Source organism: Stappia sp. MMSF_3263 (genome assembly GCF_030733745.1).
GTDB lineage: Bacteria > Pseudomonadota > Alphaproteobacteria > Rhizobiales > Stappiaceae > Stappia.
In genome coordinates this window covers 1-16,051 of sequence record NZ_JASHIK010000002.1, presented here as the reverse complement: position 1 = coordinate 16,051, position 16,051 = coordinate 1, and the positions used below count along the sequence as shown (strand labels likewise).

Sequence of the window (16,051 nt, the reverse complement as noted above, 5' to 3'; positions counted from 1 at the left end):
CGCCTGCGCCCGGATCGGGGAGCGGCCCTCACCGACCTGCTTGACCGCGACCCAAGGCTGTCCATGTTCGATCCCGCCAATGCTCAGCACAGGGCCTATGTCCTGCTGCTCGTGACCCCGCTTTTTTTCTCCTCCAACATGGTCATCGGGCGGGCTGCCGCTGCCACGGTTGAGCCCTGGACGCTTGCTTTCCTGCGCTGGGTTCTTGCTTTCCTGATCCTGTTGCCCTTCGCCCTGCCGGGCCTGCGCCGGCATGCCCGCGACCTCCGGCGCCACTGGGACCTGATCGGCTTGATGGGCCTGCTCGGCATGTGGTTCTGCGGCGCCGGTGTCTATTTCGCGCTGAATTACACCACCGCGACCAACGGCACCCTGATCTACACGTCCTCGCCGATCCTCATCATCCTGCTGGAGTGGCTGTTTCGCGGCCGTGCGGTCGGCTTGCGCGAAGGGATAGGCATCGTCCTTGCCGTGCTCGGCGTCCTGGCCATCGTCGTCAAGGGATCGCTGACGCTGCTGCTGTCACTGCAGTTCAATGCCGGAGACGTGCTCTTCGCCATCGCAGCCCTCAGTTGGGCGATCTATTCGGTCCTGCTGAAACGCTCCTCGCTGAACGAAGTGCCGACGCTCACCCTCTTCGCTGCCCTGGCGCTCGGCGGGGCGATCACACTGCTGCCCTTCACCATCGCCGAGATTGCGGAGACCGGCAGGTTCCCGGTGTCGGCGGACGCCTGGTTGTCCATCTTCGGCGTGGCGCTGGTGGCGTCGGTTCTGGCCTTTTCCTGCTTCCAGTACGGCGTCAAGGTCGTCGGCCCCTCAACAGCAGGTCTCTTCATGTACCTGCTGCCGCCCTACGGCGTTGTCATGGCCGTGGTGTTTCTTGGAGAGGAGTTGCACGGCTATCACTTTGCCGGCTTTCTTTTGATCATGGGCGGTCTTGTCCTGGCAACCGCTCCACGCTGGCTTGTGCAACAGGCAACCGGCCTGACGGCGAGGTTCAAGCGACCTCAAGCCGCACCCGCCGCCGCTGAATAGGCAGGCATGGTGAAATGGAAACCGCCGGGCACTCACCTGCCCGGCGGCTTGTGTAGGGACTGCGGAAGCGGCGGCGCCTAGCCGAAAATATCGGCCGTGATGCCTTCATACCAACCAACGGACTCCTCGTAGGTTGCCTTGCGCAACACTGCGTCCTCGCCAGTCTTGCTGATGAAGCTGTCGACAGAGGCGATCTTTTCTTCGCCGGCTTCATATCTTGCGCCGACCTTCACGCCGTCATCCGTGGCGATCAGGCTCCAGCACGTATTGGAGAAGCGCGGCGGAAACTTGCTGGAGCCCGTAAGGTCGGCGCGGATCGCCATGGCGGCGGCCTTCGCCTGGCTGTTTGCGGAAAAGCCCGACTTCGGCATATCGCCGGCAATGCAGGCATCTCCGATGACATGAATGTTGCCATCGGCCTTGCTTTGCAGCGTTGCCGGTTCGATCGGGCAGAACCCGCTGTCATTGGCAAGTCCCGCATTTTCCGCGATCAGCCCCGCCTTCTGTGCCGGAATGATGTTCCCGACATCCGCCTTGAACGTGTCTAGACCCGTGACAATCTCCCCGCTTGCGACATCGACCGCCTCGATGCCGCCATGGATGGAGGCCGGCAGCCACTCGACCATGCCCGGATAGTGCTTTTCCCAGCCTTCCATGAACAGGGCCTGCTTGGAGAAGGCTTCCTTGGGATCGAGCACGATGATCTTCGCGGTGGGATTCGATTGCTTGAGCATGTGCGCCACCATCGACACCCGCTCGTAGGGGCCAGGCGGGCACCGGTAGGGATTGGGCGGCGGCACCATGACGAAGGTACCGCCCTCGCGCATTGCGGCGATCTTGTTCTTCAGGAGCGTGGTTTGGGTTCCCGCCTTCCACGCATGAGGCATGACACCGGACGCCTCCAGCGAATAGCCGGGAACGCTGTCGTATATCAGGTCGATACCGGGCGCGATCACCAGCTTGTCGTAGGGAACGCTGCCACCGCCGGCGAGCGCCACCGTCTTCGCATCCCGGTCGATCGCCACCGCCCAGTCGTGCAAGACGTTGATGCCGTAGTCGGAGGCGAGCTTGCCATAAGTATGCCCGGTCGATTCCAGTGTCCGGAAACCACCCAGATAAAGGTTGGAGAAAAAGCAGGTGTAATAGGTCTTGGTCGGTTCGATCAGGGTTACGTCGATGGCGCCCTGGCTGTCCTTGGCAAGATAGCGCGCCGCCGTCGCGCCGCCGGCACCGCCGCCGATCACAACGACCCTGGGGCGTGCCTGCTGCCCGTAGGCGGCGCGGCCAAGACCGGCCAGGAGGCCGGCTCCCGCGACCCCCGCGACTGTCTGGGTAAAACGGCGTCGTGTCATGCTGTTCATGCCGGTCTCCTCCACTTCCCGTTAAACGGGTATTTTTCAGATTTCTACTCCAGATTATGGCTGCTGTTCGAGATTTGTGAAATAGGCCGCAAGCGCGGCAATCTCCTCGTCGGCCAGGCTCGCCGCAATCGAACGCATCACCGGGTTCTCCCGGTGCTTCGACTTGTAGGCATGCATCACCGTCGCGAACTGCCAAACAGGCCAGCCGGTGATCGAGGGAATGCCCTTGTCCTCGCCGCTGGCCTGGTGACAGGTCACGCATTCGCTGGAGAGATACTCGCCATAGGCGGGATCGCCGGCGATGGACAGGATATGCTCGGGCACGTCCGGATCGCCTGCCGAGGTGCGCACGGGTTCTGTCGGCGGTGTCTCGGGCATGTTTGCCGAACCTGGCGAATACTGGCGTATGAACGCAACCAGCGCCCGTCTGTCGCGCTCATCCGGCAGGCCCCGGTACATCATCTTGGTGCCGGGAACACGCTGGCGCGGCGCCTCAATGAAGCTCGACAGTTCGGCCTCGTTCCAGACAAGACCGTTCTGGCCGGCATCGCTCATGCCCTTGGAATAGGTGAAGCCGTCGAGCGTACCCGCCCGGCGGCCTAAGATGTTGTTGAGATAGGGACCGACACGGTGGCGGGCCTTCGGTCCGACCTGATGGCAGGCCTGGCATTTGAGGAAAGCCTTCCGCCCGCGCTCGATCTCCGGATCGCTTGCCGCAAGCGTCGGAGACACCGGCATGAACATGGCAACGGCCAGAACCGCTACCGCAAGGCTGGCAGCACGAAGCGCCATTCAGACCGCCCCTCCCAAGGCGCAGGGCGGCAGGGTCGGTGGACCCTGCCGGATATCTCAATCCACATTCACTCCCGCGGTGTCGCCGTCATCCTCGGGCGTCACATCAATGATCCGGGCTCGCTTGGTGATCTTCACCTCGGCCTTGCAATCGCTCATGCAAGGCGCCCCGCCTTCGGCGACCTTGGTGTCCGGGCGCTCATCGTCGATGAAGCCGTCCTCGTTCGGCAGGCGGACCGTTGTGAAGTTCTCGTTGGAAAGCTCGAACTCCTCATCGGTCACAACATCGTTGAGATAGAGCAGATACGCAACGATAGCATAGGTTTCATCCGGGGAAAGACTTTGCGCGTTGCCATAGGGCATGGCCCGGTAAATATAGTCGTAGACTGTTGACAAATACGGCCAGTACGAACCGATTGTCTTCACGGGATTGTGCGAGGCGAGCGTTTCGCCGCCGCCGGCCAGAACCGGCCAGCGACCCGCGCCCTCGCCGAAATCGCCGTGGCAAACCGCGCATTGTTCGGTGAAGATTACCTCGCCCTCGGCGACGGTGCCTTTGCCGACGGGAAGCCCTTCGCCGTCCGGGCGGATGTCGATGTCCCATCCGGTCACCTCTTCGGGCGTTGCCGGTGTTCCAAGGCCCAGCTTGCCGGCGGCAACCGGGGCGGAGACGGTCAGGACCAGGGCCAGGGTCGACGCAAGGAGCTTAGGAAATCTCGACATTTTCAACGCTCCCGTCAGCCTTCACGTACCAGGTCTGGATGCCGTTGTTGTGATAGATGGAATTGGTGCCGCGCACCGCGCGCAAGGCATCCTTGGTGGGTTGCACATAGCCGGTTTCGTCATAGGCGCGCGATTGCAGCAGAAGCTCCGATCCGTCCCAGTCGAACTCGTAGTAGAAGCGGTGCAGCGCCTTGGGCAGGCTCGGTCCGTCGAGGCGTGCCTCGTGCCAGTTCTTGCCGCCATCGACAGTGACGTCGACCCGCGTGATCCGGCCGTTGCCCGACCAGGCCAGACCGCTCAGCACCATCGGCCCCTTGCCGTGGGTGACGGGCGCCTGCGGGCTCGGATTGGTGATCACGGACTTGGTGTCCATCACCCAGGTGAAGCGCCGCGCCTTGCCGTTCTCCATCAGGTCCGTGTATTTCGACGTCTCCTCGCGGGCGTGCCACGGCTCGTCGCCCACCTCGATGCGCCGCAGCCACTTGACCCACATGTTGCCTTCCCAGCCCGGCACCACGAGCCGTGCCGGATAGCCCTGCTCGGGGCGCAGCGCCTCGCCGTTCATCTTGAAGGCGACCATGCAGTCGTCGAGCGCCTTTTCCAGCGGGATCGAGCGGTTCATGCCCGAGGCGTCGCCGCCTTCCGGCATGATCCATTTCGCATTGGTCTTGAGGCCGGCTTCCTCGAGGATGTATTTGAGCGGCACGCCCGTATACATCACGCAATGGACCATGCCGTGGGTGAACTGGCAGCCGTTCAGCTGCGCGCCGCGCCACTCCATGCCGGAGTTTGCCGCACATTCAAGGAAGTAGAGCCGGTTTTCCCGCGGGAAGCGCTTCAGGTCGTCCAGCGTGAAGATCAGCGGTGTCTCGACCAACCCGTTGATCATCAACCGGTAGTCCGTCGGCGTCATCTCGGCCACGCCGCCGTGATGGCGCTCGAAACACAATCCGTTCGGCGTGATGATGCCATCGAGTTCGTGCAGCGGGGTGAAGTTGACCGAACTCTCGCGCGAGGCGGTCAGCCATTCGACGCTGCGGCGCACCACATGCGCCTCGTGCTCGGACGGCACCCCATAGGGCGCCGCATCGACGCCGGCGCCTAGATACCGGCTCCAGTCGGCGACATTGGGCGGCAGGTTTTCCGGGTTGGCCTCGCCGGCACGCACCAGGCCGGCCGTCGCCGCAAGGCTTCCCGCCGCCAGGCCGGCCTTCAGCAGCGAGCGCCGTCCCGGACTGGCAAGGCCCTCTTCGGGCTTCGACGATCTCGTCATCCTTCGTCTCCGTTTTCCTCGGATCAAATCCGTTTATTCATATAAACGCAAGTAAAGAGGCGCGCCTTGCCTCCTGGCGAGGCCGGCTTAGAGCCCGTTCACGCGCACCGCGCGGTTCGGCTCGAGGCTGACCGTCTTGCGCTCCTTCAGGTAATCTTCGACCACGTCCCAGATGGCCGGACCCTCGGTGCCCTCGTTGACGCTTGCCCAACCGGCGACCACATAGCTCTTGTCGGCCTCGATCGGGCTGCCATCGGCAAGCAGTGTCATGTCCGAGATGCGATTGCCGATCGTCGCGTTCGGGTCGATCGCATAGGCCATGCCGCCGATGCGGACCATGTCGCCGCCCTGCTGGTAATAGGGGTCCGCATTGAAGAGGTTGTCGCCGACATCCTCCAGGATCTCCTTGATCAGGGCTCCGCTCATTTCCGAACGGTAGGCGGCCGGATAGGTCATCGACGTTGCGTTGTGCAGATCCTCGACGGTGATCGCGCGGCCCGCGGGCACGGACGTGCCCCAGCGGAAGCCCGGCGACAGCGAAATCTGCGCATCGCGCTGCTCGATCAGCGCTTCGCAGATCATGTCATCGAACGTGCCGTTGAAATTGCCGCGCCGATAGAGAAGCGTTTCGGTGGTGGCCAGCTCGCGTGCCAGTTCGCCCGCATAGGGCGCCCTCACCTTCTCCACCAGCGCCGACATTTCGGCATCCGGCGTGATCGCGTCGGAGAAGATCGGAATCAGGCGATAGCGGAAGTCCTTCACCTCGCCGTCCTGAACGTCGAGATCGAGTCGGGAGAGGAACTTTCCGTTCGAACCCGAAGCGATGATCAGTGTCTTGCCGACCTTGACCGGCTCCGGCAGGGCATCATGGGTGTGACCGGTCAGGATGACGTCGATGCCGGCAACGCGGCCGGCCAGCTTGCGATCGACATCGAAGCCGTTATGCGACAGCAGCACGACGACATCGGCGCCTTCCGCGCGCACCGCATCGACATTGGCCTGCACTTCTTCCTCGCGAATGCCGAAGGACCATGTCGGCATCATCCAGCGCGGGTTGGCGACAGGCGTATAGGGGAACGCCTGGCCGATAACGCCAACGCGCACGCCGCCGCGCTCGTAGATCCGGTATGCCTCGAAAACCGCCTCGTCCCACTCGGTATCGCGAATATTGCCGCCAAGGAACGGGAACGGCAGCGCCTCGACCATCTCCTTGACCTTGTCCGCGCCGTAGGTGAATTCCCAGTGGCCGGTCATTGCATCCGGCCGCAGGGCGTTCATCACCTCGATCATGTCGGCGCCACCGGTCTTGAGCGAGGTGTAGCTGCCCTGCCAGGTGTCGCCGCCATCGAGGAACAGCGTGTTGTCCTCGCGCTCGGCGCGGATCGACTTGAGCACGGTCGCGATCCGGTCGACGCCGCCCATGCGGCCATAGGCCTGCGACAGGGCGTCGAAATCCACCGACGTCAGCGCATAGGCCTCCGGCGAGCCCGGCGTCAGGTTGTAAAGCTTGAGGAAATCCTCGCCGGTCACATGCGGCGGCAGGCCGTTCACCTCGCCAACCCCCAGATTGATCGACGGTTCGCGGAAATAGACCGGCATCAGCTGCGCGTGAATGTCGGTGAGATGGACCAGAGTGACATTGCCGAGCGGCTTGAACGACAGGATGTCATCCTCGCGCAGCGCTTGCTGCGCGGCAAGGCGCGCCCATTGCCCGAAACCGGATCCGCTGGTGATGGCGCCCGCGGCAACCGCCGCCATCAGGAATTCACGCCGCGAGATCATTGTCGTTCCCACTTCTGTCTTCTACGCTTCGCTGTGGCGGCAAGAAACCGGCATGGCTCCGCCGTCGCGGCCCGGCATCGGGCCGCCCGCATGAACAGTTTTTCAGTGTCTTGTCTTTCGAACACGGGCGGCAACGCGGCCGCCCGCCATGCTGATCGGGTCGGCCCGAAGGTCAGTTGCGAACCGAAGGGGTTTCCACCGAGAGCCCCTGCCCGCGCCAGGCGAGATACGTTTCCAGCGCGATGAACTCGTCCGAGCCGCGCTTGTAGGCATCGGCACGGATGTTGTCCATGCAGCCCTTGAAGCGCCGGTGCAGAGAGCCCATTTTCTGCCACTTCAGGCGATAGGTCGGGAAGCCGTTGGAGTTGCCCTGGCTCAGCTTGTCGGCACGGATGTAGTTTCCGTAGTTGTTCTCGTGACAGTTGGCACAGGCCATGTCGAGTTGGCCGACACGGGTGTAGTAGAACTCCTTGCCCTTCTCCCACCAGCTCTGCATGTCGCCTTGCTTGAGGTCGACACCGACCGGCATGCCGCGCGACTGCAGGCCGACATAGGCCGTCATGCCGAGCATCTGGTCGGATTCCCACTTCCACGCATCCGCGCCCATGCGCTCGGTACGACAGCTGTTGATGTGCTGCTCGAGCGTCTGCGGCTTGCCGGCGGCCTCGCTCCATTTCGGCATGGCCGCGCGCACGCCCTTCATGCTCTCGGCCGCATCCCCGTGACAGCTCTCGCAGGACTTTTCGGCGGAACCCTCAACCGTCGACCACGCCTCCTCGCCCTGCTCCACCATCAGGAAGCCGGGATTGGTGAAATCGTCCAGTTCCAGATCCTGTGTTTCCTTGGTGCGGAACTCGAAGCCGGAAATGATCTCCGTCAGCGGATGTCCCTCGGGCGGGGCAACGCGCGTCACGATCTTCACGCCGTCGATGCTCGGCATCTCGTCCTGATCGGCCATCGCCGGGCCGGAAGTCACCAGCAGTCCCACCGCGCAGGCTGCCAGGATAGTTCCCCGATGCGTCCTCATATGGCTTTCCCCTCCAGCGCGAACCGTTCGGTTCGTCTCGTTCTTCTTTGTCGCGCCATTGCGGCCGACGGTGCCGGCCGCCGGCCGGCGTGTCTATTCGACGGCGATCTTCGCATCGGTCGAATAGACCGATCCGTCGTCATCCACCCAGGTAAAGGTGAACGTGCCGCTTTCCGGCACCTTGGCGCTGAACTCGAGATACGGGTTCGCCGAGATTGCCGGCTCCATGTCGCACTCGAAAACGGTCTTGCCGTTGAACTCGCACTTGAACTTGTTGATGATCTTGCGCGGGATCGGCTTGCCGTCGGAATCCTTGCGCTGCCCCGACTCCATCGTGTGGGAAATCAGGGTCTTGATCTGGATAACCTCGTCCTTGGACGCCGTCTTGGGCACCTTGACGCGGGGCTTGGAAGTGGACATCGCACGCTCCTGCTGGCGTTGAATGCTTGAAGTGGTCGGATGGGCGCGGCGATCAGCCGCCGCAGCCGCCGATGGTCACCTTGACCGACTTGCGGTCCATGTAGACCTTGCCGGTCGAGGTCTTCGCCAGGGCGATGACGTCCTGCGTCTTGGCCAGACGCATCCGCGTCGTTGCTTCGGCAGCCCCCGACATCGGCGAGAAGTGGAAAGTCGCCACGCCCGGCTGCGGGTTTCCGGCCGCCAGCAGGATGACCGCAGTCACGTGATCCGCCTCTGTCATCGGGCTCTCCACGGAAACGCCGATCGGCACGGTGTTGCCGTTTTCCGCAATTTCGGGAGCCGTCAGGGAAACCGTTCCCGTCTCCGGGGCGGCGCCGCCGGAAAACGCGTCGATGGCGGCCTGCACCTTGGCGTCGTCAGCAAATGCAAGGCTCGGCAGCCCGGCAGCTGTCAGCACTGCTGCACCTGCACCCAGCGCAAGAGCCTGGCGTCGTGTGATTGTCATTGATCTTTCCTCACGCTTTGTCCGGATCTCCGGTCTTGCCGGGGCCGGTCTCAAGGCCCGGGATCAGTCACCTGGGCAGGGCTGATCCTAGTCCTTCAGGGTCATCAGATAGGCAACCACGTCCTCGACCTGCTGGGCCGACATGATCGTCTTGCCCGCGAATTTCGGCGCGACGCGGTTGAAACCGTCATTGCGGTAGAAGGCCGGCATGATCGTTCCGTCATAAACCGCCTTGGCGTTGACGATGATCATGCGCAGCGATGCCTCGTCCCAGCGGTCGGCGACGCCATCGAGCGGCGGGCCGACTTCGCCATGCCACTGCTGGTCGGAAAAGACGCCCGCGGTGTGACAGGCAACGCAGTTTCCAAGACGCCGGTCGACCATCACTTCACGCCCTGCGACCGGGTCGCCCGGCGTGCCGGTCAAGGATTTGGGGATCGTCCCGTCGACGACTTCATAGGCGACGATGTCCTGGGCAACGGCCGCGGACATGCCGAGAAGCAGCGCGCAACCGGCCACCATGCTCCGGCGAAAGACCTTCATGGGCGATGTTCCTTCCCTCTGCCGGCGATCCCGGCTTTGTTTTTGTATCGTGTGTCCGTGACATCACGACGCAGAAGGAGCCTAGCAGCAAGCCTCGCCGGGATCAATTCACATATTCAATTATGAGAATACATAAACCCGCCGCCGCTCCGACGGGCGGGCATGTGCGCACCGAGAAGCTCAGCCGATGGTCGCAAGTCCGGGAAAAGCCTCGAGAAGCCAGAATGACAGCCGCGCCATCTGGCCGGTCATGAAGGCAACGCCGGTGATGATCATGAACACGCCCATCACCCGTTCGACCGTGACCATGTGCCGGCGGAAGCGCTTCATGAAGCGCATGAACGGACCTGCGAAAAGTCCCGCGATCAGGAACGGCACCCCGATTCCCAGTGCGTAGGATCCCAGCAGAACCGCTCCCTTCAGGACCGATTCCTCGCTTCCCGCGACGAACAGGATCGCCGCCAGGATCGGGCCGACGCAGGGCGTCCAGCCGAAGGCGAACGCCAGGCCGATGACATAGGCCCCGACAAGCCCGGCCGGTTTGCGCTCGACATGAACCCGTGCCTCCCGATAGAGAAGCCCGATTCGGAACACGCCCAGAAAATGCAGTCCCATGACGATGATCGCCGCACCGGCGATATAGCCGAAGATCTGGATATGCTGGGTGACGAACTGGCCGATGAAGGACGCGCTCGCGCCGAGCGCCACGAAAACCGTCGTGAAGCCCAGGACGAAGGCCAGCGAAGCGAAGAACACCTTGTGCGGGTCCGCCTTCTCCTCCCCCTCGCCTGTCAACTGGTCGAGGGAGACGCCTGCAAGGAACCCCAGATAGGGCGGCACCAGCGGCAGCACGCAAGGTGACACGAAGGAAAGCAGTCCGGCAAAGAATGCGCCGATAAGGGTTACGTCCTGAAACATGCCTGATCCTGTCTGGCTTCGCGGTGGCGTGTCTTCGGCATCCGGCTTGGCGGTATCGTGCCGGTCATGCCCCTTGACTGCGCGTGCAGGGCGCGCACGACAATGTGACCTCGTGACACATACACGTATTCTGTTTTTTGCATGTGATCCATCTGTTTTGGTATAGGCTGGCGGCGGGCGATCGTCGCCTCACCTTTTAGCGAGCACGGAACATGCACATCCGCTTGACTGCCCTCAGCCTCGTGACCGCGCTCTGTGTCGCCGGGGCGACATCGCAGCGCCTTGCCGCGGCCGAGCTCGTCATGTTCGAGCAGCGCGGTTGCGAGTGGTGCGAGATGTGGGACGCCCAGATTGCGCCGATCTACCCGAAGACCGAGGAAGGCGCCTTCGCGCCGCTGCGCCGCATCGACATTCACGAACCCATGCCGGACGATCTGGCCTGGATGCGCGGCGAGCGGTTCACGCCCAGTTTCGCGCTGGTTCACGAGGGCCGAGAATACGGCCGGATCCGCGGCTATCCGGGCGAGGATTTCTTCTGGGGCCTGCTCGCCGAGATGGTCGGCAAGCTGAAGGGCACGCTTGGCGGCGACCAGGCGTCGAACGGGACGCGAACGCCGGGCTGAACGAGGTGTCCGCCACGCTGCCCGCCAGGGACGCGGACAATCCTTCCGATACACGATAGACTGACGCCGAGGGACCGTCCGGGTCGGCGCAGATGCCAGCTTCCAGGCAAAAGGACCAGAACTTGTCACTACCCCGTATCAAGGACCTCGAATGCTCCGAGGAACTCGACAAGATCGTCGACAGGGCAAAGCATGCCAGCGATTTCCTCAAGGCGATCGCCCATGAGAGCCGCCTGCTGATCCTCTGCATCCTGGCCGAGGGCGAGAAATCCGTGACCGAACTGGAATCGCTCCTGTCGCTTCGTCAGCCGACCGTGTCCCAGCAGCTTGCGCGGTTGCGCATGGACAAGCTCGTGACGACACGGCGCGACGGCAAGATCGTCTACTACCGGCTCGCCAACGAGGATGCCCGGCAGATCATCGAGGCGGTCTACACCGTATTTTGCAGGGACTGACCGGACACGGCGGCGGCAGCAACGGCCCGCGAGAGGCCAGCCGTCGCCAGGAGACGTCCCGGTCGGTGATCGTGCTTGCGTGAGGGAGGCGCGGCCGATGGAACTGACGACCACGCAGATCGTGGCCCTTAGCGGCTTTGGCGGCGGCCTCGTGCTCGGCCTCGCCGCGCGCGTCGGCCGCTTCTGCACGATGGGCGCCTTCGAGGACGCTTTCCTGGGCGATGACAGGCGACGACTGAGAAGCTGGGGCCTTGCCATCGCGGTGGCGATCGCCGTGACGCAGGTTCTGGCCGCGGCCGGCGTCTTCGATCTCCGTCATTCCATCTATCTGCCCACCTCCTTCCCCTGGCTTGGAGCGATTGTCGGCGGTCTGATGTTCGGCGTCGGCATGGCGCTGGTCGGCACCTGCGGATTCGGCACGCTCGCGCGGATCGGCGGCGGAGACCTCAAGTCCGTGGTGACCTTCCTGGTGATGGCCGTCTCGGCCTACATGGCGATGCGCGGCCTCACCGGCGTTGCCCGCCAGTGGCTGGTCGACCCCTTCACGGTGTCGTTCGAGGCAACCGGCGGCATGGCTCTCGACGGGGTCGTCAACCGGCTTCTGGGGTTGGACACGGGACCTGCGGTCGGCCTTTCGGTCGCCGGCGCCCTGCTTGCGTGGGCGGTCCGCGACCCCGCCTTCCGGCGCGAGCGCCGTCTCGTCGTCAGCGGTCTTGCCGTCGGTCTTGTGATTGCCGGCGGCTGGGTTGCGACGGCTCTGGCCGGCAGCAATCCGTTCCAGCCGCAACGACTGGAATCCTTCACCTTCGTTCGTCCCCTGGGAGACGCGCTGGTCTATCTGATGACCTTCAGCGGTGCGAGCCTGACCTTCGGCATCGGTTCGGTTCTCGGCGTCGTCTGCGGCGCTTTCGCCGGCGCCCTGTTCAAGCGCGAATTCCGCTGGGAGGCCTGCGACGACGTCCGCGAGTTGCGACGCCACATGAGCGGCGCCTTCCTCATGGGAACAGGCGGCATCATGGCGTTCGGCTGCACCATCGGCCAGGGAATCACGGCCGCATCCGCGCTCGCCATTTCCGCGCCTGTCGTCATGCTGTCGATCGCCATCGGCGCCCGTCTCGGCATCGCCTGGCTGGTCGAGGGAAGCCTTGCCGGTCTGTTCGAGCGCTACCGCCTGCCCCGCGACGGCTGAGCGCACCGCAAGACGAAAACCGCGTCAGGCGGCTCCGCGCACCACGAGCACCGAGATCTTCGCGTGACGCACGACGCGCGCCGCATTGGGTCCGAGCAGGTAGTCCTTCAGCTCGGGCCTGTGCGAGCCTATGACGATCAGGTCGGCCTTGACCTTGTCGGCGGAAACGAGGATTTCCTCGTAAATGTTGCCGTGGCCGATCACCGCCTGCACGCGGGTCCCCTTCGGCACATGCGCGTCGATGAAGGTGTGCAGCGCATCGCGCGCCTTCTGTATCGCCGACTTCTCGTAGTCGTCGGGAAAGAACGATCCGACGATGCTACGCCCGAAATCCGGCACAGCGGTGAACACATGCAGTGTGTCGTTGCCGCCGACCGTTTCCATCGCGGCCGCGATCACCTGTGCCGACGAGGCCTCGTCGCCAAGGTCCACACAGGCAAGAACATGCTTGAAGATATTGCTCATGCCGCAGCCTCCCTTTCGCGCGCCCGCTCCTCGCCAAGCAGGGTTCGCCGGCGGCGCTGTATGACATAAATCACGCCGAGCAGCAGGAGCGCCGGGATGTAGAAGAGCTCACGCGGCGGCTGGGAGGCGGGAACCTCGAGGCTCAGGAACGTCTGGTCGAAATCGAAGCCTGCGTCCTGCGCCTTGGAATCGAACGACGCACCGTCCGAAACGAGCTTGCCGTCCTGCTCGAAGACCAGCAGTCCGAACGCCTCCAGCCGTTCCGCTCCCGTTGGCTCGTCGCCGACCGGGATCATCATCGTCAGTGTGATCGGATCGCCGACATCGTCGATCGCCGCCACCGTCGCACGCAGCTCGGTGCCCGGCGTTGCGGCTCCAAGTGTCTCCTCGATCGTCACCGGATCGACACTGGTATAGGGCGCCGCCACCATGTCCATCCAGAAGCCCGGCCGGAACAGGGTGAAGGCGACCAGAATAAGGACGGCCGATTCCCACAGGCGCGAACGCACGATGAAGAACCCTTGCGCGCCGGCGGTGAATATCAGGATCGCCAGCGTCGCGACGACGAAGACGATCGCCCCTTCCACCGGCGTGACGTCGATCAGCAGCAGGTCGGTGTTGAAGATGAACAGGAACGGCAGCAACGCGGTGCGCATCGAATAGAAGAACGCGACGAAGCCCGTTCGTATCGGATCGCCGCCGGAAACCGCCGCTGCGGCAAATGACGCAAGCCCCACAGGCGGGGTCACGTCCGCCATGATGCCGAAATAGAAGACGAAGAGATGCACCGCGACCAGCGGCACGATGAGGCCGTTCTGCTGGCCGAGCGCGACGATCACCGGCGCCAGCAGCGAGGAGACGACGATTTAGTTGGCCGTCGTCGGCAGGCCCATGCCCAGGATCAGGCTGAGGATTGCGGTGAAGATCAGGATCAGCAGGATCTGTCCCTGGCTGAGGAACTCGACCAGTGCCGCGAGCACCGAACCGACGCCTGTTTGCGACACGGCGCCGACGATAATGCCGGCGGCGGCCGTGGCGATGCCGATGCCGATCATGTTGCGCGCGCCCGCGATCAGCCCGTCGATCAGCTCGCTCCAGCCGAGCTTCGCCGTGCCGGCAAGCTCCTGGCCGCGGAACATGGCGAACAGCGGCCGCTGGGTGACCAGGATGAAGATCATCAGCGCCGTCGCCCAGAAGGCCGACAGCGACGGCGACAGGCGTTCAACCATCAGGCACCAGATCAGCACCAGCACCGGCAGCAGGAAATGCAGGCCTGACTTCACCGTCGGCCCCGGATCGGGGAGCCGGATCACCGGTTCGTTCGGGTCGTCCAGCTCGAGTTCCGGAAACGCCGAGCAATAGCGAACCAGTCCCACATAGGCGGCAAGCAGCAGCGCCGCGACCACCCAGGAAGTCGCCCCGCCGGCGGTCGCCCGCAGCACGCCCATGAAATAGAACAGGCCGAAGGCGGAGATGGTGGCAATGCCCAGCACCAGCGCGCCGGTCGAGACGACCTTGGCGCGTGTGTCCTCGTCCGTGCGCGAGCGCAGCAACGCCATCACGCTGAAGACAAGCCCCAGGATGATGACCACGGCCAGCAGCCGGTTCGGGGTCGATCCGAGCGCCTGGAAGGCGGTGAACAGGTAGTAGACCCCGCCGGCGATGGCCAGCAGCACGGAGACGGTCACTCCGAAGGAGATCATCGCCCATTTCAGCGGCTTTGGCTCGTTGGCGCGCGGCAGGCCTTCCATGCCCTGCCGCATGGCTTCCAGATGAACGATATAGACGAGCGCGATATAGGAGATGATCGCCGGCAGGAACGCGTGCTTGACCACCTCGAAATACGAAATGCCGATATATTCCACCATCAGGAAGGCGGCAGCGCCCATCACCGGCGGCATGATCTGGCCGTTGACCGACGAGGCCACCTCGACCGCGCCCGCCTTCTCGCGCGAGAAGCCGACCCGGCGCATCATCGGGATCGTGAAGGTGCCGGTGGTCACCACATTGGCGATCGAGGAACCGGAAATCAGGCCGGTCATGCCCGAGGCGACGACAGCGGCCTTGGCCGGGCCGCCACTGAAATGGCCCATCAGCGAAAACGCCACCTTGATGAAGTAGTTGCCGGCCCCGGCCTTGTCGAGAAGCGCGCCGAACAGCACGAACAGGAAGACCAGATCGGTGGAAACGCCGAGTGCGATGCCGAACACGCCCTCCGTCGACAGCCACTGGTGGAAGGCGACGGCGTTGAAGCTGGCGCCCTTCCAGGCAAGCAGCCCGGGCGCGTAGGGCCCCAGGAACGTGTAGCCCAGGAACACCATCGCCACGATCATCAGCGGCGGTCCGAGCGAGCGGCGCGTGGCCTCGAGCAGGAACAGGATGCCGAAGACGGAGACCACGACATCGGTCGTGTTGGGTGCGTTCGGCCGTTCGGCAAGACGCGAGCCGAGCAGGCTCTTGATCAGAGCGGTGTCGAAGACGAAGAGATAGAGAGCACAGGCGGTCGCGCCGATGGCCAGCGCCCAGTCGGCAAGCGGCACGGACCGGCGCGGCGAGGTGCGGAAGGCCGGAAACACCAGATAGGCCAGGAACATCGCGAAAGCGAGGTGGATCGGCCGGGCCTCGCGGCTGGAAAACACCCCGACGCCGAACATGTAGGGAAGCGGCGATGCGATCCAGACCTGGAAGAGCGACCAGGCGAGCGCGACGCCGGCGATGAGGAGCGCCACCTGGCGGCTGGTCGGGTTACGTCCGCCGGTATCGGTGGAGGCAACAAGATCCTCAAGTTCGGCGGCGCTCAGCTGCCCTGTGTTCTTGTCCTCGCTCATGGATCCCCCCGCGCGTCACGCGCCCTGAAACGATGTGAACATGTGTCGTCCCGCCGGCGGGAGGCGGCCTGCGCGACCGCCTGAACCGGCAGGAAAGAAACGGCCGGCGCGG

General features: G+C 64.0%; 16 protein-coding genes and 1 pseudogene. 4 read left to right on the top strand and 13 right to left on the bottom strand.

What is annotated here, in order from left to right:
- Window positions 1-63 precede the first annotated feature (63 nt).
- On the top strand, window positions 64-1,035 hold the full coding sequence (locus RBB46_RS02930; protein ID WP_306027374.1) for a DMT family transporter: 972 nt from the start codon (window positions 64-66) through the stop codon (window positions 1,033-1,035).
- Between the two features lie 77 nt (window positions 1,036-1,112).
- On the opposite strand, the gene RBB46_RS02925 is transcribed toward RBB46_RS02930, so the two are convergent.
- The 10 genes from RBB46_RS02925 to RBB46_RS02880 all read right to left on the bottom strand — a co-directional run bounded on the left by RBB46_RS02925 (window position 1,113) and on the right by RBB46_RS02880 (window position 10,379).
- Complete coding sequence (locus tag RBB46_RS02925) at window positions 1,113-2,396, bottom strand: NAD(P)/FAD-dependent oxidoreductase (protein WP_306027372.1); 1,284 nt, start codon at window positions 2,394-2,396, stop codon at window positions 1,113-1,115.
- A 54-nt stretch (window positions 2,397-2,450) separates the two neighbouring features.
- On the bottom strand, window positions 2,451-3,188 hold the full coding sequence (locus RBB46_RS02920) for a c-type cytochrome (protein ID WP_306027371.1): 738 nt from the start codon (window positions 3,186-3,188) through the stop codon (window positions 2,451-2,453).
- Between the two features lie 57 nt (window positions 3,189-3,245).
- Window positions 3,246-3,911: a c-type cytochrome gene (locus tag RBB46_RS02915; protein ID WP_306027370.1), complete on the bottom strand. Its 666-nt coding sequence runs from the start codon at window positions 3,909-3,911 to the stop codon at window positions 3,246-3,248.
- Window positions 3,895-5,184: a sulfite dehydrogenase gene (gene soxC, locus RBB46_RS02910; protein ID WP_306027369.1), complete on the bottom strand. Its 1,290-nt coding sequence runs from the start codon at window positions 5,182-5,184 to the stop codon at window positions 3,895-3,897. Before soxC ends, RBB46_RS02915 begins: the two co-directional genes overlap by 17 nt.
- A gap of 87 nt (window positions 5,185-5,271) precedes the next feature.
- A complete protein-coding gene (gene soxB / locus RBB46_RS02905) occupies window positions 5,272-6,966 on the bottom strand; it encodes a thiosulfohydrolase SoxB (protein ID WP_306027368.1) in 1,695 nt (564 codons plus the stop codon).
- A 172-nt stretch (window positions 6,967-7,138) separates the two neighbouring features.
- The gene (soxA, locus tag RBB46_RS02900) at window positions 7,139-7,993 is read right to left on the bottom strand and encodes a sulfur oxidation c-type cytochrome SoxA (RefSeq protein WP_306027367.1); all 855 of its coding nucleotides are present in this window, start codon (window positions 7,991-7,993) and stop codon (window positions 7,139-7,141) included.
- 93 nt (window positions 7,994-8,086) lie between these two features.
- Entirely contained in the window at window positions 8,087-8,413 is a 327-nt protein-coding gene (gene soxZ / locus RBB46_RS02895; RefSeq protein ID WP_306027366.1) for a thiosulfate oxidation carrier complex protein SoxZ, read from the bottom strand.
- Between the two features lie 52 nt (window positions 8,414-8,465).
- Window positions 8,466-8,918 (bottom strand): thiosulfate oxidation carrier protein SoxY, encoded by a 453-nt coding sequence (soxY, locus tag RBB46_RS02890; protein ID WP_306027365.1) that lies wholly within the window; start codon window positions 8,916-8,918, stop codon window positions 8,466-8,468.
- Window positions 8,919-9,005: 87 nt separating this feature from the next.
- On the bottom strand, window positions 9,006-9,461 hold the full coding sequence (gene soxX / locus RBB46_RS02885) for a sulfur oxidation c-type cytochrome SoxX (RefSeq protein WP_306027364.1): 456 nt from the start codon (window positions 9,459-9,461) through the stop codon (window positions 9,006-9,008).
- Window positions 9,462-9,641: 180 nt separating this feature from the next.
- A complete protein-coding gene (locus RBB46_RS02880) occupies window positions 9,642-10,379 on the bottom strand; it encodes a cytochrome c biogenesis CcdA family protein (protein WP_306027363.1) in 738 nt (245 codons plus the stop codon).
- A gap of 212 nt (window positions 10,380-10,591) precedes the next feature.
- On the opposite strand from RBB46_RS02880, the gene RBB46_RS02875 reads away from it, so the two are divergent.
- The 3 genes from RBB46_RS02875 to RBB46_RS02865 all read left to right on the top strand — a co-directional run bounded on the left by RBB46_RS02875 (window position 10,592) and on the right by RBB46_RS02865 (window position 12,646).
- Window positions 10,592-11,002: a transcriptional regulator gene (locus tag RBB46_RS02875; RefSeq protein ID WP_306027362.1), complete on the top strand. Its 411-nt coding sequence runs from the start codon at window positions 10,592-10,594 to the stop codon at window positions 11,000-11,002.
- 122 nt (window positions 11,003-11,124) lie between these two features.
- Window positions 11,125-11,457: a metalloregulator ArsR/SmtB family transcription factor gene (locus tag RBB46_RS02870; protein WP_306027360.1), complete on the top strand. Its 333-nt coding sequence runs from the start codon at window positions 11,125-11,127 to the stop codon at window positions 11,455-11,457.
- A 97-nt stretch (window positions 11,458-11,554) separates the two neighbouring features.
- Window positions 11,555-12,646 (top strand): YeeE/YedE family protein, encoded by a 1,092-nt coding sequence (locus RBB46_RS02865; protein ID WP_306027359.1) that lies wholly within the window; start codon window positions 11,555-11,557, stop codon window positions 12,644-12,646.
- A 24-nt stretch (window positions 12,647-12,670) separates the two neighbouring features.
- Here the strand turns inward: RBB46_RS02865 and RBB46_RS02860 are convergent, their stop codons facing one another.
- From RBB46_RS02860 to RBB46_RS02850, 3 genes and pseudogenes are all read right to left on the bottom strand, one after another.
- Window positions 12,671-13,111 (bottom strand): universal stress protein, encoded by a 441-nt coding sequence (locus RBB46_RS02860; protein ID WP_306027358.1) that lies wholly within the window; start codon window positions 13,109-13,111, stop codon window positions 12,671-12,673.
- Complete coding sequence (locus tag RBB46_RS02855; RefSeq protein ID WP_306027711.1) at window positions 13,108-13,698, bottom strand: DUF3394 domain-containing protein; 591 nt, start codon at window positions 13,696-13,698, stop codon at window positions 13,108-13,110. The genes RBB46_RS02860 and RBB46_RS02855 overlap by 4 nt, the downstream gene beginning before the upstream one ends.
- Window positions 13,699-13,710: 12 nt before the next feature.
- A pseudogene (locus RBB46_RS02850) lies at window positions 13,711-15,939 on the bottom strand (TRAP transporter permease); the annotation flags it as partial.
- Window positions 15,940-16,051 lie beyond the last annotated feature (112 nt).